This window comes from Vibrio sp. CB1-5, from assembly GCF_059412285.1.
The window spans coordinates 47,691-66,277 of record NZ_JBJHPB010000014.1; the positions used below are offsets into that span (position 1 = coordinate 47,691).

At 45.8% G+C, this 18,587-nt stretch carries 18 protein-coding genes; 11 read left to right on the top strand and 7 right to left on the bottom strand.

Features of this window, described 5'->3' with window-relative positions; genetic code table 11:
* Positions 1-19: 19 nt before the first annotated feature.
* Together ACJB0T_RS11750 and ACJB0T_RS11755 are read right to left on the bottom strand one after the other, a co-directional pair.
* Entirely contained in the window at positions 20-1,270 is a 1,251-nt protein-coding gene (locus tag ACJB0T_RS11750; RefSeq protein WP_479293565.1) for an outer membrane protein transport protein, read from the bottom strand.
* A 234-nt stretch (positions 1,271-1,504) separates the two neighbouring features.
* On the bottom strand, positions 1,505-2,293 hold the full coding sequence (locus tag ACJB0T_RS11755) for a M48 family metallopeptidase (RefSeq protein ID WP_479293563.1): 789 nt from the start codon (positions 2,291-2,293) through the stop codon (positions 1,505-1,507).
* A 95-nt stretch (positions 2,294-2,388) separates the two neighbouring features.
* Between ACJB0T_RS11755 and ACJB0T_RS11760 the strand changes: the two genes are divergently transcribed.
* The 5 genes from ACJB0T_RS11760 (at position 2,389) to cutA (ending at position 5,441) form a co-directional block, all read left to right on the top strand.
* Positions 2,389-2,820, top strand: a complete 432-nt coding sequence (locus ACJB0T_RS11760) for a hotdog fold thioesterase (RefSeq protein WP_479293561.1) — start codon at positions 2,389-2,391, stop codon at positions 2,818-2,820.
* The gene (locus ACJB0T_RS11765; protein ID WP_479293559.1) at positions 2,820-3,053 is read left to right on the top strand and encodes a DUF3389 family protein; all 234 of its coding nucleotides are present in this window, start codon (positions 2,820-2,822) and stop codon (positions 3,051-3,053) included. The genes ACJB0T_RS11760 and ACJB0T_RS11765 overlap by 1 nt, the downstream gene beginning before the upstream one ends.
* Positions 3,054-3,116: 63 nt before the next feature.
* Positions 3,117-4,856 (top strand): SgrR family transcriptional regulator, encoded by a 1,740-nt coding sequence (locus ACJB0T_RS11770; protein WP_479293557.1) that lies wholly within the window; start codon positions 3,117-3,119, stop codon positions 4,854-4,856.
* Between the two features lie 2 nt (positions 4,857-4,858).
* Positions 4,859-5,110, top strand: a complete 252-nt coding sequence (locus ACJB0T_RS11775) for a hypothetical protein (protein WP_479293555.1) — start codon at positions 4,859-4,861, stop codon at positions 5,108-5,110.
* 10 nt (positions 5,111-5,120) lie between these two features.
* Positions 5,121-5,441: a divalent-cation tolerance protein CutA gene (cutA, locus tag ACJB0T_RS11780; protein WP_479293553.1), complete on the top strand. Its 321-nt coding sequence runs from the start codon at positions 5,121-5,123 to the stop codon at positions 5,439-5,441.
* On the opposite strand, the gene ACJB0T_RS11785 is transcribed toward cutA, so the two are convergent.
* Positions 5,431-6,039, bottom strand: coding sequence for a DUF2238 domain-containing protein (locus ACJB0T_RS11785; RefSeq protein WP_479293550.1), 609 nt, complete (start codon positions 6,037-6,039; stop codon positions 5,431-5,433). The genes cutA and ACJB0T_RS11785 overlap by 11 nt on opposite strands.
* A gap of 199 nt (positions 6,040-6,238) precedes the next feature.
* Here ACJB0T_RS11785 and ACJB0T_RS11790 point away from each other — a divergent pair, with 199 nt between their 5' ends.
* The gene (locus tag ACJB0T_RS11790) at positions 6,239-7,078 is read left to right on the top strand and encodes an isopenicillin N synthase family dioxygenase (protein ID WP_479293548.1); all 840 of its coding nucleotides are present in this window, start codon (positions 6,239-6,241) and stop codon (positions 7,076-7,078) included.
* A 96-nt stretch (positions 7,079-7,174) separates the two neighbouring features.
* On the opposite strand, the gene ACJB0T_RS11795 is transcribed toward ACJB0T_RS11790, so the two are convergent.
* Positions 7,175-8,272, bottom strand: coding sequence for a mechanosensitive ion channel family protein (locus ACJB0T_RS11795; protein WP_479293546.1), 1,098 nt, complete (start codon positions 8,270-8,272; stop codon positions 7,175-7,177).
* Positions 8,273-8,463: 191 nt separating this feature from the next.
* A complete protein-coding gene (msrB, locus tag ACJB0T_RS11800; RefSeq protein WP_479293544.1) occupies positions 8,464-9,597 on the bottom strand; it encodes a peptide-methionine (R)-S-oxide reductase MsrB in 1,134 nt (377 codons plus the stop codon).
* Positions 9,598-9,724: 127 nt separating this feature from the next.
* Here msrB and ACJB0T_RS11805 point away from each other — a divergent pair, with 127 nt between their 5' ends.
* The 4 genes from ACJB0T_RS11805 (at position 9,725) to ACJB0T_RS11820 (ending at position 15,455) form a co-directional block, all read left to right on the top strand.
* A complete protein-coding gene (locus ACJB0T_RS11805) occupies positions 9,725-10,123 on the top strand; it encodes an OsmC family protein (RefSeq protein ID WP_479293541.1) in 399 nt (132 codons plus the stop codon).
* A 6-nt stretch (positions 10,124-10,129) separates the two neighbouring features.
* Positions 10,130-10,990: a YdcF family protein gene (locus ACJB0T_RS11810; RefSeq protein ID WP_479293539.1), complete on the top strand. Its 861-nt coding sequence runs from the start codon at positions 10,130-10,132 to the stop codon at positions 10,988-10,990.
* 141 nt (positions 10,991-11,131) lie between these two features.
* Entirely contained in the window at positions 11,132-14,359 is a 3,228-nt protein-coding gene (locus tag ACJB0T_RS11815) for a response regulator (protein WP_479293537.1), read from the top strand.
* 178 nt (positions 14,360-14,537) lie between these two features.
* Positions 14,538-15,455 carry an alpha/beta fold hydrolase gene (locus tag ACJB0T_RS11820; protein WP_479293535.1) on the top strand — a complete coding sequence of 306 codons (918 nt, stop codon included), beginning with the start codon at positions 14,538-14,540 and terminating at the stop codon, positions 15,453-15,455.
* A gap of 60 nt (positions 15,456-15,515) precedes the next feature.
* Here ACJB0T_RS11820 and ACJB0T_RS11825 read toward each other — a convergent pair whose 3' ends face one another.
* Positions 15,516-16,898, bottom strand: coding sequence for an MATE family efflux transporter (locus tag ACJB0T_RS11825; protein WP_479293533.1), 1,383 nt, complete (start codon positions 16,896-16,898; stop codon positions 15,516-15,518).
* Between the two features lie 96 nt (positions 16,899-16,994).
* Between ACJB0T_RS11825 and ACJB0T_RS11830 the strand changes: the two genes are divergently transcribed.
* Positions 16,995-17,900, top strand: coding sequence for a helix-turn-helix transcriptional regulator (locus ACJB0T_RS11830; protein WP_479293531.1), 906 nt, complete (start codon positions 16,995-16,997; stop codon positions 17,898-17,900).
* A gap of 44 nt (positions 17,901-17,944) precedes the next feature.
* Here ACJB0T_RS11830 and trxC read toward each other — a convergent pair whose 3' ends face one another.
* Positions 17,945-18,382 (bottom strand): thioredoxin TrxC, encoded by a 438-nt coding sequence (gene trxC, locus ACJB0T_RS11835; protein WP_112478008.1) that lies wholly within the window; start codon positions 18,380-18,382, stop codon positions 17,945-17,947.
* Positions 18,383-18,587: the final 205 nt, after the last annotated feature.

An 18,587-nucleotide genomic window follows, 5' to 3' on the forward strand; every position in this document is an offset into this window, starting at 1 on the left:
TGAATCCTTTCTCTGGCCATTAATTGAATACATAGTTGACTTGGAGTGCACCAATAGCGGCAGATGACGAGGCATCGAACGTAAGCACTTCACCAGCTGCGTTCTCTTCAGTGAACGAGCCAGGTTTACCATGGATGTACGTAAGGCCAGCATCAAACGATAGGTTAGGGCTCCACTGATAGGTAAACCCAGCGGAATACCAATAACGGTCGGTATCTGGGATGCTTAATGTGGTTTTACCAGCTTGCTGATCAAGCGCGAAGCCTGCTCGAAGTGTCCAGTCTTGGTTTAGATAATGGGTAAAGCCAAGCGAGTAACGATCGTTGTCGTTATAGTCTTCCTTCTTATAGAAACACTGCCCAGCTGTGCCATCGTTACAATCAGGTGAGGTTGCTTTTAGTTCTTTAAAGCTGCTCCATTCGGTTCTAAACCAACTGTAATGAAGCGCCCATTTCTCAGCGAATTTGTGATAGCCAGATAGCTCCCAAATGGAGGGTAAGGTGACATCTAAGCGCCCATCTACGGTTGGTTTGGTCGCGATGCCTGAATCGTAGCTCGAGAATTCACCATCCTTGAACTCTAGGTCAACGGTGGAGCGGTAAGTAAGTGCAAGGCGATTGTTTTGGTTAATTTCATACAGTGCGCCAATGTTCCAACCGTAGCCAAATGTATCGCCTTTTAGGCCGATAAGTTTGTCGCTTGGGTTACCTCCGCCAAATGCTGGTGCTAGACCGCCTTTATGACGGGTGAGTTCAGCTTCAGCATGAGTCAGATTCACGCCAGCACCTACAGAAAATGATTCGTTAATACGATAGGCGATATTAGGGTTAAGACTGACGGTAATAAGAGAGGTGTCACCCGCGAGATCACCAGCGTAAATGCCATCTGGATAGTCAGTCGCAACGCCGTAGTTGGTAAATAAACCAAGTCCCCATGCCCAATTTTCATTAATAGGGCTGATGTAATAAGCACCTGGCACGAGTTGGGTTGGTGCAACGTCTTTAGAGGTTTGATTAATAGGGGAGGTTTGTGTCACATCAACCTGCGGATCCACCACTGAAATGGCACCGGAGAACTGTGCAGTATCAAACAACGTCATTGCCGCAGGGTTGCGAGCTAACACACTCGCATTATCAGCAACCGCACCTTCACCGGAAAAGGCGCGTCCGAGACCGGATGCGGAGTGTTCGTTTGCCTGAAATCCAGCAGCAAAGACGGTGGGAGCAGCAACAGCGAGCGCTATTGGTGTCAGCAGCATTCTTCTTTTCATTTAGTCGTCCTTTCATAAATGTAGGGGATCTGAACTGTCGCATCTTTGAGTGACTATGTAGTGCGACTTGTCAGACCTGTTGTTAACTATATGTAACAACTAAGTAAATTAAAAGAAGAAATGCTCAAAAATGATACAGGCGCGCACTGTGATGCTAGTTGCATTAAGGAAAAGCAGGAGGGGTTCACAAAAAGAAAGAACCGCCGGATAGGGAGCATCCGGCGTAAATCAAGTTTAGGCTTTTTTACAGGTCGGGTGTGAAATGTCGTATTCAGGGAGTTGATCCGCTTTGGTTTTCAAATCTGAAATGCGCGTATCGTGAGATGGGTGAGTAGAGAGAAGCTCCGGTGGTTGGTTTCCTCCGGATGCTTTCGCCATGTTTTTCCAAAGTTCAATACTTTGGAATGGGTCAAAGCCGCTTTTCGCCATGAGCTCTAGACCAACGATATCGGCTTCTGACTCTTGAGTACGTCCATAAGGTAAAATCACGCCATACTGAACACCCACGCCAAGAGCTGCCATCGTGACATCTTTATACTGGGAGCCGCCAAGCGCTACGCTTGTTACTTGAAGGCCAGCATTGGCGAGCTGAGATTGTGACAAACGTTCGTTGCTGTGATCAGCCAGAACGTGAGCCACTTCGTGGCCAATAACGGTGGCTAACTGGTCTTGATTTACCGCAACATCTAATAACCCGGTATAAACGCCAATTTTACCACCAGGCAGAGCAAACGCATTCACTTGGTCAGAGTCGAAAACGACAACTTCCCATTGAGAAAACTCGGGTTGCGGAGGGACATGATCAGTGATGGCTTTCGCTACACATTGCACGTATTCATTGACTTGTTCGTTGTTGCTGATTTTTAGCTCTTTCTTCATTTGCTCGAACGACTGAGCACCGAGGTCGCTCATTTGAGCGTCTGAGAAAAGTATGATCTGGTTACGTCCAGTTGGAGACGACGAACAAGCTGCAATAGCGACGGTAATGGCAGCGCTGCAGCACACCTTTGTCCAACGTTTCATGGTGAAGACTCCCTTGTCCTTGTGAGATGTTTGCCTTTCTGAGTGACTGAAGGCATCATTCCTATCATTCAATCAGCTAAGTATAGGATTTATCGATGAGTATTTGGAAGAAGAATATTTCTTTGGAGGCGCTGAATCGCACATCTAAGAATACGCTTATGGAGCATCTTCAAATCGAATACACGGACTTTAGCGACAGTACCTTGTCGGCAACCATGCCAGTGTGCAGCTTTACTCATCAACCTTTGGGTATGTTGCATGGTGGCGCGTCTGTGGTACTGGCAGAGACGCTTGGTTCGTTAGCGGCTAATTTTTGCGTTGACGATGACCATTATTGTGTTGGTTTAGACATCAATGCTAACCATATCAGAGCGATGCGTACTGGGTATGTCATTGGTACCGCGAAACCCATGCACCTTGGCGTTTCTACGCAGGTTTGGCAAATCGATATTACCGATGAAAAGCAACGTTTGGTGTGTACCAGCCGCCTGACGATTGCCGTGAAAAAGCATAAAAAGGGAAAGTAATGGTTATTGATTTTTCCTCGGGCAAGGTGATTGCGACACCGCATGAAGTTGTGGTTCGCTATCTAGTGGGGCAAATCACTTTGCAGTCTCAAGTAGACGCGCTTCAGCTTATTTTGCCAGCCTGTATCCTGTCCGCAAATGCCTCAGAATGTAAGTGGTCGATCAAACTGGATGATGAATCTCAAGTAAAGGCGATTTCTGAGGCATGTAGCATCAAGATCATGCGCGTGTAACTTGCTAATTATGTTTATAAAGAGGAAACTTAATGGCAAAAGCATTAATGGAATTTCCTCTTTATGAGCAGCCCTCGTCTTCGCAAGCAATTCGAAATCTTGTTTGAACATTTCTCTGGTGAAAATGCTGATACTCAGCTTGATGACGTCACTGGTATTTTGTTTTGCACCCGTCGTAATGCTCGAATTGTCTTAAACAAACTCGAAGAAGAGGGGTGGATCGAGTGGCACCCTGCTGCAGGGCGCGGCAAACTCTCAAAACTGATTTTTAAACAAAATCGTAACGATGTGAGTGAAACTCTGGCGCGTCGTTATTTGGAAGAAGGCCGCATTGGTCACGCGCTCAACGTACTTGATAAAGATGCGAATCGTTTATCAAGCGTGATCCAAAGTTATTTGGGGGTCTCTCAAGCGGATGGTAAGCAGGTCATTCGTTTGCCGTACTATCGTCCGTTATCCATGCTTAACCCGAAAAAACCGATGCGTCGCTCAGAAATTCACATTGCACGCCAGGTATTTAGCGGCCTTACCAAGTTTGATGAAAACGATGAACTCCAGCCAGACCTTGCGCACCATTGGCAGCAAGTCAGTGAGACTGAGTGGCGATTTTACATTCGTCCGGGTGTGCGGTTTCACAATGGGGAATTACTTAAGCTCGAACATATTATCAGCAGTATTGAGTCCCTTAAATCTGCCAATTTGTTCCAGCACTTAAGCCAGGTAGTGTCACCTTCACCTTGGGTGATCGATGTGAGTTTCATTCAGCCAGATCATCGTGCCCCCCAGTTGTTTGCAGAGAATATGGCGAAGATATTGCCGCCAGAATCAATGCGAGGGGATGACTTCGACCGGTACCCAATCGGTACCGGGCCTTATTCCGTGACTACTAACAACGACAAACGTCTTATCTTAACGGCTTTTGATGGCTATTTTGGCTATCGACCACTGCTTGATACGGTTGAAGTATGGGTGATTGATGAAGTCCACTCGACGATGGTTTTTCCGAGTCTTGCCGATCCTATCGCTGGTGCTCGTTCTGACATTCAAGATGGGATCGACCTCGATCCTGGCTGCACTTATTTGTTGTTGAATCGAGTCTCAGGCGTAGCCAAACACGATAGGTGGGCACGTTATCTCACCAAACAATTAAACTCTTTAGCGATTTTTCGAAAGCTACCAGAAGATACGATTAAAGAGCTGGGTATGATTCCCGCTCACGGTATGAAGCCTGGTTGGTATCATCAACCAATGGCCACTCCAGTCGACGACAGCGATGTGACGGACATAGAAGCCAACCTCACAGTAGATGAGTTGGATGGCGAAATCCGCATAGCGTATTATGCGGAGCATCCCACGTTCCCAGAAATCTCGGTAGCTATTGATGCCTTGTTAAAGCAGGATGGGATACGCGCTAAATTTATTCGTTATGGAGTTGATGCGCCAGACTTTCATGATGTTGACATTTGGATCCGTCCAATGGGTATTGCCAGCAATCGAGAAGATGCCCTTGCAGGTTGGTTGCTCGATTACAGTGATATTGAGAAAATGGCTAAGCCCGAGGAATTTTCTGGTTGGCGTGCACTTGTGACCGGGTGGTTAAGTCAAGCCGACACCAAGTTCCCAGCACAAGAAATTGGAAAGCAATTGGTGCAGCATGCTCAAGTGATACCTCTGTTCCATTGCTGGCTGGGCATTAGCAAAGATCATTGTGGTAGCTTGCAAAACGCAAAATGTAACGCGCTTGGTTGGTTTGATTTTAGTAAGGTATGGGTGAAGCCAGACAACCAAGAGGTGTCTGAGTAGTCATGGCAAAACCGAATAAAAAGCTGCCCACCAAAGCGGTAGATATTTTCTGTGCCAAATGTGGTTTTAGATTGTATCGCTACAGAAAGGGCGGCAAAGGTTCCTTGGTAAAATGCTTCAAAGAGCGCATTACCGAAGACCATACGAAAGCCGTTGGTATTTGCCCAGAATGCGACACTGTTTTTGGTAGAGAAATGCTAATACGAGGAGCGCCATCAATCAAAATGATTGGTGGCAAAGTACGGATGAAATAGGAAGGATTTGATGAAATCAAACGCTATTACGGTACTCACAACAGTCGGGTCGAAGCAGCAAGCAGAACGCTTGATTAAAGTTTTGCTGGAATCGCGCCTTGCGGCCTGTATTCAAACCCAGCAGATTGAGAGTAACTATGTTTGGGACGGAAAACTGTGCTGTGATGAAGAAGTGTTGTTGATCATCAAATCCACGAACGAGGCTTATTCAAGGCTTGAGCGTACGATTGTGGCCAATCATGATTACGAAGTACCACAAGTGGTCGCACTACCGATTGAGGCAGGCTATCGACCTTACCTCAATTGGCTTAAGCAGCACGTTAATCCCTAGTCGGCGAAGTCAGCCAAAACAAGATTAACGCAGTTATGGCTCCGAGCGTGTCACAAAGCATATCTTTTTGTGCGTCCCAAATATCCCCTTGCGAGCCTAAGAACGCAATCCCTTCATCGCCGCCAGCGAGCGCGGCGTACCACCATTCAATAATCTCATAAGCCGCCGCCAAACTCATGATGGCGAAGAGGGCAAACATTATGGAAGGCAGTTTGTTCATAACGCGAGTGCGGTAGACATATTCGGCAATAGGAAACGCATACAGACCAATGGAAAAGTGGGCGACACGATCAAAGTTGTTACGCTCTGAGCCAATTAACTGATTGAACCAGTCAAAAGGTACTTCTGCAAAGGTGTATTTGGCGCCTATAGTGTGTAGTGACAGCCAAATGAACATCAGTAAGTAAGCCAGTTTAGAGAACTTAAACGTTCTTGAGACCAACCAAATACAGACAAGAATACCCACCGCAGGAATAATTTCGGCGACCCACACCGCCCGTGAGCTCGGTGCGATTGCTGAGAATAGAAACACTAGGGTGTAGAGTCCGCTAAGCAAGGTAAGGCTAGGGCAAAAACGGGTCGAGCTTTGATAATTCATGCGTTCAACTTATCTATACAGAATGGAGTAAGCTTAGTATAGGTGTAATAAAACGCTGTTCAATTGCTAATTATGTTTAATTGGCGATCTAGTGCACAAAAGAGTAACTCGATGACAGACTGTGACATGAGAATCTTTGTAAAAGGTCGCACTTTTTTTTAACATCTGCGTCGCACCATAACGATAAGAAAGTAAAGTCATGAAATTAGAAACCGTCGATTATCAAGCGGCAGATGCCGCAGAGCAATTTGTCACATCGCTACGCGAAACAGGGTTTGGCGTGCTCAAAAACCACCCAATTCCCCAGCAGCTTGTTGAGTCTATTTACGAAAATTGGTACCAGTTTTTTATGTCGGAAAAGAAAAACGACTACCAGTTTAATGTAGAAACGCAAGATGGCTACTTTCCGCCAACGGTGTCGGAAGTAGCAAAAGGCCACAGCGTTAAAGACATTAAAGAGTACTTTCACGTATACCCTTGGGGTCAGATCCCACCAGAGTTGCGTGATCAAATTCTTGATTACTATGATAAAGCAAACAGCTTTGCCAAAGAGTTACTGGGCTGGGTAGAGGCGCACGCGCCAGTGGAAGTACAAGAAAAGTTCTCTATTGCTCTGTCAGAAATGATCAATGGCAGCGAGAAGACGCTGCTTCGCGTTCTGCATTACCCACCAATGACTGGGGATGAAGAGCCAGGAGCTATTCGCGCGGCTGCCCATGAGGATATTAACCTTCTAACCGTTCTACCTGCCGCCAATCAGCCAGGACTACAAGTGCTAAGCAAAGAGGGTCAATGGTTAGACGTTCCTTGCGATTTTGGTAATCTCATCATCAATATCGGCGATATGCTTCAAGAAGCGAGCGGTGGGTATTTTCCTTCTACTACGCACCGTGTAATCAATCCGACGGGAGAAAAACAGGAAACGTCACGTATTTCGCTACCACTGTTTTTACACCCTAAACCGGACGTGGTGCTTTCAGAAAAATACACTGCGAACAGCTACCTTATGGAGCGTTTGCGTGAGCTAGGTGTGATTTAACTTAAGTTTACGCTTAGATAGGTTTTATACTTCGATAGTTTTTATACTTCGAATAGCAAAAAGGGCTCGAATGAGCCCTTTTTCGATTTCGCCAGGTTACGGCTGAATAATGTGCTTAGATTGAGCCTCGTCATTTGCCATGACAACAGGGTCGATCTTGAGTGTTTGCGTAGGGTAGGCGATATCTGCGCCATGACTCTTTATTATCTCCATCACTTGCAGCAGTACGTCTTGCTTCACTTCATGGTATCGTGCCCAGTTCACTGTCTTAGTGAAGGTATAGATAAAAAAGTTGAGTGATGATGGACCAAAGGTGTCAAAGTTAACCATCAAGGTCTGGCGACTATCGATGTCTTTGTGGCTTTCAAGCATTTTCTTTACGTCGTCGACAATGGCTTCCATCTTGTCGCCGTCATCGTAACGCAGGCCAATCTTCTCGTAGATACGGCGGTTTAACATGCGGGACGGGTTTTCAACGACGATATTACTGAATACGGAGTTTGGTACGTAAAGCGGTCTTCTATCAAATGTACGGATAATCGTCATACGCCAGCCAATGCGCTCAACAGTACCCTCAATGGCGCGATCTGGAGAGCGGATCCAGTCGCCGACTTTAAATGGGCGGTCGAAGTAAATCATCATACCGCCGAAAAAGTTGGACAGCAGATCTTTAGCGGCCAAACCGACAATCAAACCACCGACACCACCGAACGTAAGCAGACCTGAGAGGCTCAGGCCCAGCGCTTGCATGATGGTGAGAATACCGATGGTGACGAAAAAGAGTCGAGCAACTTTAGCAATGGCTTGTACTGTCGTCTCGTCGCGCTTTTTCTGCTCTAAAACATACTCTTCGACATTTTGAATCAGACGCAGTGATATCCAGATAAAGGTGGTGATGACTAGGATAAGGTCAATCTTACCAAGCCATATAGTGTCTCTATCTGAGTGTGAAGCGACAATGAGCCCAATTGAGACGGTAGCAGGCCAAACCCAAATAAGTGTGCTGACTGGCGTTTTGACAGCTCGTATCACGAGGTCATCCCACGCCAGTTGGGTTCTCGCGGTAATCGCTTCTAAGCGACCATAGATAACACGCCAGGCTAGCCAAAGCACAAAACTGCCAGCGGTGATGAGCAGAACATTGCTAAGCCAATCATAGCCAAATGATTCGACGTAGCGCTGTAAGAATTCCATTGAACCGTTCATTGAAACGACACTTGTTAATAATCAATAGGTTAATTATCAGCGATTGTGGGTATTTTTCATAGTAATCATTTGTATACCGCAGATAAAGAAACGCGACATCTGGAAGGATCATCGATGTCGCGTGCGTTCAAGTTTTAATGTTAGCTCCGCGCTTGCAGCATAGGTACGCGTTACCAAACTTACTTGTCGAACAAAGGTAGGAACTCTTCATAACCTTGCTGCGCGAGAAGCTTTTTCGGTACAAATCGCAACGCGGCAGAGTTCATACAGTAGCGTAGGCCCGTTGGAGCAGGGCCATCTTTAAATACGTGTCCAAGGTGTGAATCTCCAAACTTGCTACGAACTTCAGTCCTTGGATAAAGAAGCTTATAGTCTGTTGTAGTGACAATGTAACGTTCGTCGATAGGTTTAGTGAAACTAGGCCAACCGGTACCAGACTTGTACTTGTCAGTGGAAGAAAACAGTGGCTCTCCTGTTACGACATCGACATAAATTCCGTCCTCTTTGTTATCCCAATATGTGTTATCAAAAGGTCTTTCGGTACCATCTTCCTGAGTCACGTAAAATTGTAATGGCGTCAGTGCCTCCTTAATGTCTTTGTCTCCAGGGCGAACGTACACTTTTGCTGCAGGTTGGTTGGCACCATCGATCATCTGCCTAAGGGTGACAGGCTTGTCCTTGCGGTCGTCACCAAAGATGTCATCCAAATACTGATCTCTGCCTGAGTTGTAGCGATAGTACTTGTATTTCAGGCTGCTATTTTTGTAATAGTCCTGATGGTAATCCTCAGCTGGCCAAAACGTTGTATATTCAATCAGCTCTGTCGCGAGCGGTTTTTTGTAAACACCAAGGGCATCGATCTCAGCCATAAATGATTGAGCCACCGCTTTCTGCTGATCGTTATGGTAGAAAACGGCCGGTCGATATTGCGCGCCTCTATCTACGAACGACCCCTTGTCGTCTGTTGGGTCAATATGCCTAAAGAAATGGTCGAGTACTTGCTCGTAGCTGACGACATCAGCATCAAACGTTACCTGAATGACTTCAATGTGCTCCGTCTGTCCACTGGCAACTTGTCGGTAGGTCGGCTTTTCCAATGTCCCACCCGCATAACCGGAGACAACATCGACTACTCCGTCTAGCTGTTCAAGGTCTGACTCGGTGCACCAAAAACAGCCGCCTGCTAAAGTTGCGACTTGCGGCGCTGCAGCATTCGCCTTTTGGCTATTTGCCATGCCAGAATGGCTAGTGAGGGCAAACAGCGCTGGTACCGCAACAACGAGTGAAAGAAGTAGTTTGGCTAAGTTTGTCATAGTTACTCCTAAGACGTGGTGGTCTAATTTCTTAATAAGACACAACAAACGCGCAAAAACTTTCAAATTCACAACGTGTCGGGTTACTATCTTTGCCGTCTTTCCCAATTACCATGCAGAGGTTTATATGCAAGCGGAAGTGAAATGGATCGAAGGATTCAAGTTTTTAGGTCAATCTCAGTCAGGTCATTCTATCGTCATGGACGGTAGCGGCGGCGAAACGGCACCAAGCCCGATGGAGATGGTGTTGATGGCAGCTGGTGGTTGTAGCTCAGTAGATGTGGTCGATGGTCTTAAATCGGCAAATCAAGATGTTACCGCTTGTACTGCTAAATTGACGACAGAGCGCCGTGAGACTGCCCCACGTATTTTCACTTCAGTGAATATCCATTTTGTCGTGTCAGGCAATCAGCTCGATGAAGCATTGGTCGAGAAAGTCACAAAGGACTCGCTAGAAAAATATTGCTCAGTGTGTCTTATGCTCGCTGAAGGCGTCACCATGACCCACTCATGGGAAATCGTTTAAATTGAAATGGTAAGTGAAAAGGAATTCGATAACTTACTTATCGTGCTCGGCAAGCGCCTCAATCAGGACACGTTAACTCTAGAGGGCGTATCTCGTATTGAAGCCCTTGCCGACATTGTTAAACACCAAGATATGTCAACTACCATTGTTGCTTTTTGCGGTGGCATAACCGAAGGACAGTCGCGCTCTGAAGCTGCGGCAATGCTTGAACACTTTCAAGGTCTTGTGACTGAAATCGACATTCAAGGTATTGGCGCTATTTTAGTTGAAGATGCGTCGACGAATACCGTCGAAAATATTCAACTACTGGCAAAAGAACTGACAGAAAGCGGGATAGTGCCTCCAGGCAGTCGTCCTATTGACGTCACGCTTCTCTCTAACGACTACCATCTCTATCGAGTTTTCACCGTGCAGCGACTGCTTGATCAGCAAGGATTGCTAAAGTACTTAATACAGTGCTGCCAACAAGCAGGACTTGCTATTAAACTATCGTATGATCCACATCAGCATGTGTTTGTGCCGTATCCTCACAAGGAAGCCCAAGGAGAACTCTTTGTTCTGTTTGATAGATTGACGATTTATCGAGTCTACCTTCAGGGAGCGGTGGCTGGTGTCTTTTCTGAACCACTGAGTGAACTGGTAAAAGAACCGTATCGAATTGCCCAAGCATCGCTTGAAGCCCTAGAGAACCAAGTTGATAAGAGCTGCGGTCTCTTCAACGCACTGTGCGAGCAACTCGCTACGATACGTGAACTTGTAGAAACGACAGCACAGCTAACAGACCCTAACTCCCTAGCACTCCCTCTTGCCAAGTTAGACGAGCTATTAACACAGCTAAATCGGTCTCTTGACCCTGAGCAAGCGTGATTGGGCGCAGATGAAGATGAGAGCTAACCCATATAGTTCTATCAATTTATAAATTAGTTTGTCATTTAACTCGACTAAACCAATAGTTTTCCTAGACTTACTGTATCTAAACTATTGTGTTAACAAGTGTTGGGCAACGGAATGAACAAACTTGAGTTTTGGAATAACCTGTCGGTAAAGAAAAAGATGCTGTTGTTGGTGCTATTACCCATGGCACTTATTGTCTACTTAGCGACGCGGCAGATAAGCGTACTAAATGTCCAGCTTAGTGATCTAGAGAAAGTAGAGCGCTTGGTTAGGTATTCGGAAGTGTTGTCCGATATTCAAGCTAAAACTCATGACGCTCGACCAACATCGGGTCTTGTCGATATTGATGACTCGTTGCAAACGCTCAAATCTCTAGGGCCAGAGATCTTTCCTTCAGACGTCGCTGTTCGTTTATCTAGTTTACTCGATGACTATCAAGAAACTGTCGTTTCCATTGCGGAAGCTGTCGACTTAATAGAAAAGCAAGAGCTGGTGGAGTGGCAGGTTGATACCTATAAACAGATTATAATGATTATTGAACAATCACCTGCGAAGGGCGTTTTGCCGGTGGTCAATGGGCATATGGTCGCTTTGTCCCAGCTTGAGTGGTTAGTGTTTTGGGCTAATGAAGAAATTTGGCAAACCGAAGCGTTAGTTCAAGCCTATCAAGATGGTGAAAGAGGGGATCAGTACAGCAAGCAAGAGATAGCCAACTTAGTTCAAAATCAGCAGTTGTTTGTAGAACGCTTTGTCGCGATTAACGCTGATCCTATGCAAGTTAATTTACTTCTCGATTCATTCTCTAACCCCGCATTTGAAGAGAGCAGCCTGTTTAGAAATATTCTGTTAAGTAATGACGGTATTGCTACTTTGAGTAGTGCTGAAATCAAAGCAGGTTTGGATGCTCTGAATCTACGTTCCAATCTAATTCAAGGTGTCTCCCTAGCGATTGAAGAGCAATTGAGGCAGGAGATTCGAACCTTGGTTACTGGGTTTGAACAACAACGGATTGCATTTCTATCAGCAGTGACATTGCTTACCATCATGTTGATTGTTCTTGGTATTAGCTTAGCCCTTAGGGTGACACGAAATCTTGGTTTAGTTCTCACGTTTCTAGAGCAAAAAGATGAAGATCAAGCGCAGCCGGTGTCGTTGAGCCGAGAAATTGGGGGCAAAGATGAACTCAGCCGTTTTGCAAAAGAGGTAGAGCGCCTTACCCATGAGAGGCGAGAAGGTGAAAGACGATTACTGGAAGCCAAAGATGATGCGGAGCAAGCCAAAGAAGATGCTATTCAGGCTAGTAAAGCGAAAAGCAGTTTCTTAGCGAATATGTCGCATGAAATTCGAACCCCATTGAATGGTGTTATTGGTATTTCTGAAGTCCTTTCCGATACTGATTTAACGGCAACTCAAAAAGATTATGTGGATACCATCGAGACATCGTCACATCTATTGTTGAGCCTTATCAACGATATACTCGACTTCTCTAAGATTGAGTCGGGCATGCTGCAAATCAATCCTCACTCTACATCAATCCGTGAAACCATTTACGACATTGCCTCGATCGTGGCGCCGAAGGTGAAAGAAAAAGGGATTGAGCTCAACGTCGATATTGATGCCAAAGTACCTTTCCGTGTGCTTGCCGATGACCATCGTATGCGTCAAGTATTGATGAACTTTATGTCCAATGCGGTCAAGTTTACCGAGGAAGGCAGCGTAACCATAGGCGTGCAGTATCATGGTGAATCGGACAATTTGGCCAATTTGCTATTTGAAGTGAAAGACTCCGGGATTGGTATTGATAAAGCCAGGCAGTCCAAGATCTTTGAAGCGTTCGCACAAGAAGATGACTCAACCACTAGGCAGTTTGGCGGGACGGGACTCGGGCTTGCGATCAGTACCCAGCTAATCGAGCTTATGGGTGGCAAAATTCAACTGGACTCAGTGAAAGGCGTTGGGAGCCGTTTTTACTTCACGTTGCCATTAGCCATTGATGAAAGAGAGTACCAACATCGCAGCCCGCTTAATTTCGACGAGCTGGTGATAGTATGTAACTCAAGCACCCACGAGGAGCGAATCAAACGCGACTTGGGATTTTATGGTATCACGGTAGATAGCGTCGCACAGACGTTAGCTGAGCTAAATCTCGATAAAATGGATTCAAAAACCATCCTTATCTATGTTGATGGTGGAGGTACATCTTCTGAGGAAGACAGTAAGCGTTTCGCGGACATCAACGGTCAAGGCACAGCAATTTGCCTTATCAGACAATTTGATAGTGCTAATAAGGACTTTGGTCGCAATATTTGTGCGTTGATTACTTATCCATTGCTTGGAAATCGTCTACTGAAATCCATCGAAGCCTGTTGTAAAGCATTGGCACAGGGTAGCGTATACACGAGTACTCAAAACGCGGGCATTGATAACCGTATTCGCGTGTTACTGGTCGAAGACAATCTAGTGAACCAAAAAGTGGCGACCTTGCATCTTAAGAAAATTGGTTGTGAATATGATATTGCAAATGATGGTCAAGAAGCGGTAACGCTGTTTGAGCAAAACCAGAACTACACCTTTATCCTCATGGATTGCATGATGCCAGTGATGGATGGCTTTGAAGCGACAGAAAACATTCGCGCGACGGAGCAGCGACTTGGTTTGGCTCGAACGCCAATTATTGCTTTGACTGCGAGTGTGGTCGATGATGATATTCAGAAATGCTTCGATTCGGGTATGGACGATTATGTCCCTAAGCCATTCAAGGCCGAGATTCTCAAAGAGAAAATTGTGACTGCAATTGAGTTGAAACAAGAGGAACTAGGTGAGCAACAAGTGCCTACTCAAAATGTGGAGACATCTTTCAATGTTGCGACTGCTAATGTGGCTGATGTGGAAACTGAACTTAGTCAGCGAAAGCCTCAACCTGCGAATGACAGTCGCACCTTAACGAATGCAACTGCCACTGAATCGAGTACTAAAGTTCTGCTAGTGGAAGACAATTTGGTTAACCAGAAAGTCGCTTCTTTGCACTTGGAGAAGGCAGGGTACCAGTATGACATCGCAGACAATGGAGCGGAAGCGGTAGAGCTGTTTCAGCGTAACGGTCGCTATGACGTCATTCTCATGGATTGTATGATGCCAGTGAAAGATGGCTTTGAAGCAACACAAGACATCCGAGATTATGAAAAGCAGCAAGGAATGACGCCAACGCCCATCATTGCGCTGACCGCTAGTGTTGTCGATGACGATATCCAAAAATGTTTTGATGCGGGGATGGATGCCTATGTACCAAAGCCTGTTAGACGAGAAAAACTACTTCATGAAATGAGCAATTACCTGTCGTAGGCTAATGTAATAAGTGCTTGGTTGCTTATTTGCTAATGCCGCCAACAGAATGTGGCGGCATTATTTATAGTAGCCTTGATTAACTATGCCCTTGTTTCATGGTTTTGAAATCCTTGCATCTAGTAAATTAAGCTCGGCTTCCTACAATACCGTTCCGTATTAAAAACCGAGATTTGCAATGACTTTAATTGTGGCATTGATTGCCATTCTCTGCTTCCTAGCGCTACTCCCTTTAATGGTCAACAAAGAGACATACTCGCTAAATGAGGTGCATCGTGCGGAAGCACCCGGTCAGTTTATCGAAACTCAGTTTGGCCACATCCACTATCAACTAGAAGGCTCGCCAGATGCGCCTTTGGTGGTGTTCGTGCATGGTTTTTCTGCGCCTTCGTATATGTGGGACAATAATCGCAAAGTGGTCGCTAATGCGGGTTATCGGGTTTTAACATTTGATTTGTATGGTCGCGGTTATTCATCACGTCCCAATGTTAAATATGACAAGCAGTTGTTTGTCGATCAAATTGAACAGCTTACACAGCAATTGGCTCCGAATAAGTCATTCCATATTGTTGGTTTGTCGATGGGTGGGGCAATTACTTCGGCTTTTGTGGCTCAAAACCCGGGTAAAATTCTTAGCGTCGGCTATGTAGCGCCTTTCAATCAACCGGTGGATATTGGCCCTCTCACTTTGCCCGTCATTGGCAAATGGCTTGGTTATCTGTTGTTCATTCCTAAACTTCCAAGTAATCAGGCGAATGATTTAGTGGAGCCCGAGCGCTTTCCTTGTTGGGCAGATAAGTTCAGTGAACAGATGATGTATAAGGGATTTCGAAGAGCGATAATTAGCACTGGACGTCATTTGATTGCGAGAGATCCAACGGATGACTTCGTTGAAGTAGGGAAACTTGCGATACCCAAGTTACTGTTATGGGGTAAGGAAGATAAAGTGATTCCACTATCAGATGCTGAGCGAGTAAAAGCGTTATTGGGTAGCAACTCCGAGCTCGAAGTCTTTGAAAACGCAGGTCACGCGATGCAATATGAGTGTTATGACAGGATCAACCCTAAACTTCTGTCGCACTTCGAGAGGGCCTAGTGTCGGCAGGTGGCTAAGAGAGCAAAGCAGTTGAGAGCTTTGCTCTTTTTTAGCCTTTGACTAAGCGCTAGCAAGGGTGAGGTTGTTCATCCAGTAGCGCTTGAGGTAACGATGGAAGCAAAGTGAAAACTTCACTACCTCTTCAAATAGCATACACGCATAGACCCATTTGAAATCTAGTCCGAGAATAAAAGCGGCGCTTGCTGTCAATGGTAAACCCACCATCCACATCGCAATGAAGTCCATGCGCAAGCAGAACTTATTGTCACCACCGGCGCGCAGAATACCGTTAATGATGATCATATTGAGCATTCGCAGCCAAATTGCCCCGCACAAGATGGCCATTGCTGGAGAGGCGATTGGGTAAAGCTCGGCGGTATCTAGGTTTAGCCACGACAGAATGCTTTCACGCCCCAACAGGAGCCCACAGCCAATCATCAGACCAAACACCAACACGGCTTTAATGAAGGTTTGCGACATGCTAAACGCCTGTTCAAACTCGTCTCGACCCAAAGATTGCCCAAGTAATATCGAACAAGCGACAGAGATCCCGAAGAATAAGGAATAGCATAGCGATTCAAACGGCCCCATCATGCTAAATACCGCGAGTTCCGTCGTTCCCATGTGGCCAAAAATCACTTGATACATGAGTGTACCCATTGCCCACAACACTGCGTTTAACGTGGTTGGAACGGCGAGTGATTTATAGGAGTTCCAAAGACGCGTAGTGTTGTCTAGAACTTGTTCGGTGATCAACCAATGACGGCGCACATGTAAGTAGCACCAGATAAACATAACCTGTAGCAGCCGAGAAATGGTGGTTGCCAAAGCCGCCCCGGCTACGCCCATCGCAGGTACTCCCCAACCACCTTTGATTAGCCAAAAGTTAAGTCCAATGTTTATCGCAATGGTTAGAGCTCCAAATGCCAGTGGTGTTACCGCATCGCCTGAGGAACGCATAGCGGATTCCGCAACGATCACAATATGTGTCAGGATAAGCACCGGGAATGCATACCAAAGGTAAGTGGCTCCCAGTTCGATAACACGGCCATCCGTGGTCTGCAGCATCATGATGTAGCTAGAGAACAGCGTAATCACTAATGTAACGGGAACAAGTAATTTGGCACCGAAGACCATTGACAGTCGAGTAATGGTATTTGCGCTAATTTTGTCGCCACGCCCCCAATACTGAGCAACAAGCACACCATTGGCTGATGCCATGCCTGCCATGATCATAATGGCTACAAAATGCCACTTTGAGGCGATTCCCACTGCTGCGGTCGCTTCTTTACCAATATCACTCACCATAAGCACATCGGCGAGTGCCAAAATAGCCACTAGCGCACTCTGAATAGCAACTGGGAAACCGAGTTTTACAACGGCGGACAAGAGTTGATTTGAAGCCACACAGTTAGATGACTTATGATGGTGTTGAGTTGTCATAGCTGCCTCCAAGTAAAGTGAAAAAGAGAAAAGAACATCACGAACTGTGACTGGGTAGAAACGTGGCTAATATAAAAAAAACGGTATTGTGAAACCATGTTCAAAAATAGACAAAACCTGTGCAAATCAGTCATTGAGCAATTTAACAGCAAAGCAGAGTGGGTGGACGAAGTGTATTTGTCTGAACACTGTGATGAGCGATTCTTATCGGCAAGTGATGTCCCAGAGTTTGCGAGTGAAGATATTTTTATGGCTGGTATGGCTAACCTAATCGATGGGTATCACGTAGAGCGCAAAGGCGTGGACGTCCACACCATCCTTTTTACTATTGAGGGGGGAGGGGTACTAACAACCGAAACAGAGGTGTTAGCGATAGAACCTTATTCAATCGTTGTGTTGCCTGCCAACACGTCATTTCGCTTTGAAATAAACCCTCAGTACCGTCACTGGCGAATGATCTGGTTTTTACCTAAACCGACACATCGCTGGACTCTATTTGCCAAAATTGGTCAAAAGGTGCTGCCTTTTCATGGTTGCGAGCGAATTTGGGCGCTGATTACCTTGTTGTATGTAGAGATTGGGGAACGTGCAAGTTACCGTAAACTGCTGGTGAGTGAACTGTGCCGGTTGATCACAGGATTTGAATCCCAGACTAATGACTCGACCGTTAGGGTGCAGGCCTTGTTTTCACAGATAGAGGGGCAGCTTCATTTGCCTTGGACAGTAAAAGATATGGCGACTAAAGCCTATTTAAGCGAGGAGCAACTGGCGAGGATCTGCAAGCAACTGTATGGTGTCTCTCCAAGAGCGAGGCTTATCAACTTGCGGATGGAAAAAGCCTGTGACCTTCTAGAAAACAACGATTGGTCGGTATCAATGATTGCTGAGCGATTAGGTTACCGAGACCCATTTAATTTTACCCATCGTTTTACAAAACAGGTCGGCTGTTCACCTTCTGCTTATCGTAAGCAAAAATTAACCAGACCGACCTTTGATAAATAGCATTTGGCGACGGGTGTTTTGGCGACGAGAGCTTTGAAGTCTAACTAGCCTTTTAAAAGCGCCTGATTGAGCCATTGATCAAACTGAGATTTCGGTAGTGCCCCATTAATGGTATCGATTCTTTGACCGCCTTTAAATACCATGATGGTTGGGATACTACGGATTTGAAACTGCGCGGCGAGTTGTTGCTGTGCTTCGGTATCAATTTTGATAAAACGGACGTCGCCTTGGCGTTCTTCCGCAACTTGTTGAAATACTGGCGCAAAACCCACGCAAGGGTTGCACCATGTTGCCCAGAAGTCGACCACAATTGGCTGCTCGCTATTTAACAACGTTGAGAAGTTATCTGAAGTGCCTTCAATCGGCGCACCGTCAAGAAGAGGTGACTTGCAACGACCACAGTTTGGTGATTCGGCGATTCTATCGACAGGTAGTCGATTCATACCTTGGCAGTGTGGGCAGCGGGTGGTGATAGTAGACATGACGTTTTCTCCTGTTGTTTTATTGACAGACGAGCGAGTACTGAGGTTAGGAGGCTAAAATTGACTAATCAGACTTCTTTGAACCAGTGAATGTGAGTATACTCAGTCGTCTATAGTCAAGATAGGCAAGAAATTATCTCTCATTATTATAAGTTAGTGATTGATATGGCTTGTTTATCTTGATTGGCGAAAACTATAAGAAAAT

Coding starts and splice junctions, on each gene's coding strand:
- ACJB0T_RS11770 (WP_479293557.1), top strand. CDS start 3,117: ATGAGCAGCCCTCGTCTTCGCAAGCAATTCGAAATCTTGTTTGAACAT.
- ACJB0T_RS11785 (WP_479293550.1), bottom strand. CDS start 6,039: ATGAATTATCAAAGCTCGACCCGTTTTTGCCCTAGCCTTACCTTGCTT.
- ACJB0T_RS11820 (WP_479293535.1), top strand. CDS start 14,538: ATGACTTTAATTGTGGCATTGATTGCCATTCTCTGCTTCCTAGCGCTA.
- ACJB0T_RS11815 (WP_479293537.1), top strand. CDS start 11,132: ATGAACAAACTTGAGTTTTGGAATAACCTGTCGGTAAAGAAAAAGATG.
- ACJB0T_RS11795 (WP_479293546.1), bottom strand. CDS start 8,272: ATGGAATTCTTACAGCGCTACGTCGAATCATTTGGCTATGATTGGCTT.
- ACJB0T_RS11810 (WP_479293539.1), top strand. CDS start 10,130: ATGGTAAGTGAAAAGGAATTCGATAACTTACTTATCGTGCTCGGCAAG.
- trxC (WP_112478008.1), bottom strand. CDS start 18,382: ATGTCTACTATCACCACCCGCTGCCCACACTGCCAAGGTATGAATCGA.
- ACJB0T_RS11805 (WP_479293541.1), top strand. CDS start 9,725: ATGCAAGCGGAAGTGAAATGGATCGAAGGATTCAAGTTTTTAGGTCAA.
- ACJB0T_RS11755 (WP_479293563.1), bottom strand. CDS start 2,293: ATGAAACGTTGGACAAAGGTGTGCTGCAGCGCTGCCATTACCGTCGCT.
- cutA (WP_479293553.1), top strand. CDS start 5,121: ATGAAATCAAACGCTATTACGGTACTCACAACAGTCGGGTCGAAGCAG.
- ACJB0T_RS11765 (WP_479293559.1), top strand. CDS start 2,820: ATGGTTATTGATTTTTCCTCGGGCAAGGTGATTGCGACACCGCATGAA.
- ACJB0T_RS11750 (WP_479293565.1), bottom strand. CDS start 1,270: ATGAAAAGAAGAATGCTGCTGACACCAATAGCGCTCGCTGTTGCTGCT.
- msrB (WP_479293544.1), bottom strand. CDS start 9,597: ATGACAAACTTAGCCAAACTACTTCTTTCACTCGTTGTTGCGGTACCA.
- ACJB0T_RS11830 (WP_479293531.1), top strand. CDS start 16,995: ATGTTCAAAAATAGACAAAACCTGTGCAAATCAGTCATTGAGCAATTT.
- ACJB0T_RS11760 (WP_479293561.1), top strand. CDS start 2,389: ATGAGTATTTGGAAGAAGAATATTTCTTTGGAGGCGCTGAATCGCACA.
- ACJB0T_RS11775 (WP_479293555.1), top strand. CDS start 4,859: ATGGCAAAACCGAATAAAAAGCTGCCCACCAAAGCGGTAGATATTTTC.
- ACJB0T_RS11825 (WP_479293533.1), bottom strand. CDS start 16,898: ATGACAACTCAACACCATCATAAGTCATCTAACTGTGTGGCTTCAAAT.
- ACJB0T_RS11790 (WP_479293548.1), top strand. CDS start 6,239: ATGAAATTAGAAACCGTCGATTATCAAGCGGCAGATGCCGCAGAGCAA.